We start from the raw sequence: 1,711 nt of genomic DNA on the forward strand, positions 1-1,711 counted from the left end.
GAGCATCTCTTTGGAGAAGCCGAGTTTTTTATTAGTTTCTGCAGGATCAAGTAAAGATATAGACGGTAAAGGACCCTCTGAAGCAATAAACAAACTCCCCTGCTTTTCATCTTCCAAGCGCTTACTTGCTTTGCTCTTCTTAACAAAAGGTGAGATTTTAATTCCAGACTTCGTTTCGCTAGACGCATCACTTGCAACCTCAACATCATCTGCTTTGCCTTGCGCCTTGGTACCCGCTTTGACCTGAATAGGCGGCGACTGTTCAAGCTCGGAATCTACTGGAGAATATGGTTGTTTGCCTTTTGAAGTCTTAGGTGAGGCACGGCCCTTATCATCAATATAAGGCTCACTTCGCTTAGTGGCTTCACCCGTATCGGTTTTCTTAGAAAGCTTTTCTTTTAAAGCAGTGAGTTTTCCTTTAAGCAAAGAAACGGACCCTGTACTTGAATCTTTTTCGGCACGCTCCGGTGAAACATCGTTAACAGGGCGACGATCGTTAATATGAATTTCTCTTTCTTTAACTTGCTCTGCGATTTGAGAGGCTTCAGCGTCGCGCTTAAGCTTTTGATCAAGGCGCAGATCACGTTTATCAAGATACTTTGAATATAGGCGCTTAATAACGACAGATAATTTATCGTAAAGTTTAATCGTCAACGCTCCGGTTTTATCCATCAGCCCTAACCAGGAAATCCCGGTAAAAACTGTCAGACCAAATAGAAGCATCGACACTAACATCAAAGTAGTGCCCAGGATGTTAAATTGAGCGAGCATACTGTTTGATAATTCCATACCAACAATACCACCCGAAACGTTATCTAAGCCTGCGACCGAATAAATAGCCAATAAACCCGTGGCACCAAGCAAAGTCAGAACAAAACCGATAACCCGAATGATAAACATTGGCCAATGAAAGACCTTCCTGGACTTTCTATTCTTAAAAAGCAGCGCGGCGCGATAGCCGATTAATATTGGGAAGAGGTAGGAAACATAGCCAAAAAAGTGCAGCAGTATATCGGCAAACCATGCACCGGCTTTACCACCGTAATTTGAAGCAACCTGATTTGTACCCGTGCTACTCCAACCAGGATCCATCGGAGAGTGGGAAATTAATGCAGCGAACAGAAAAATGCAGACAGCAACCGTTAGAATCAAGGCACCTTCACGCGAGCCTTGGGATAAATAGGCATGAAAATGATGTTGTTCTGAGTTACTACTACCAGGTTGTGCCATGTCGCTTATCACTGAATTACTAACTATGGTTGGCGAATCGAAAAAATATAAGTGTACGGACTATAGCTAACAGTATAGGAAAGCTTGAGGTATTTTTTAACTTTTATCGTTAATTATATGAAATATAGGAAAAAAGCTTTGCAGCAACAGGCTTTATTAAGCGATTGCTGCAATGCCACGACTCAAGTCTGCGATTAAGTCATCAGTGCTTTCAAGCCCAACCGAGATTCGAATCAAATTATCACTGATACCCGATTTATCACGATCTTCCTGACTTAAACGACCATGAGTCGTTGTCGCAGGATGAGTAATCGTAGATTTAGCGTCACCTAAGTTAGCGGTAATTGAAACAAACTCCAGCGCATCTATAAAGCGCCAAGCTGCTGCCTTGTCTCCCTTAATTTTAAAGGACAATACACCGCTATTTCCTGTTTGTTGGGATGCAACCAGGTCTGCCTGAGGATGACTTGCTAAGCCAGAG

At 42.7% G+C, this 1,711-nt stretch carries 2 protein-coding genes; both read right to left on the minus strand.

Going from position 1 to position 1,711, the window contains the following annotated elements; genetic code table 11:
• The coding region (locus A3763_RS15015) for a DNA translocase FtsK 4TM domain-containing protein (protein ID WP_197482925.1) at window positions 1–1,230 on the minus strand (1,230 nt) is incomplete at its 3' end.
• Between the two features lie 156 nt (window positions 1,231–1,386).
• On the minus strand, window positions 1,387–1,711 hold a 325-nt coding region (locus A3763_RS15020; RefSeq protein WP_197482926.1), incomplete at its 5' end, for a PLP-dependent transferase.

The sequence above is a fragment of the Oleiphilus sp. HI0128 genome, from assembly GCF_001635365.1.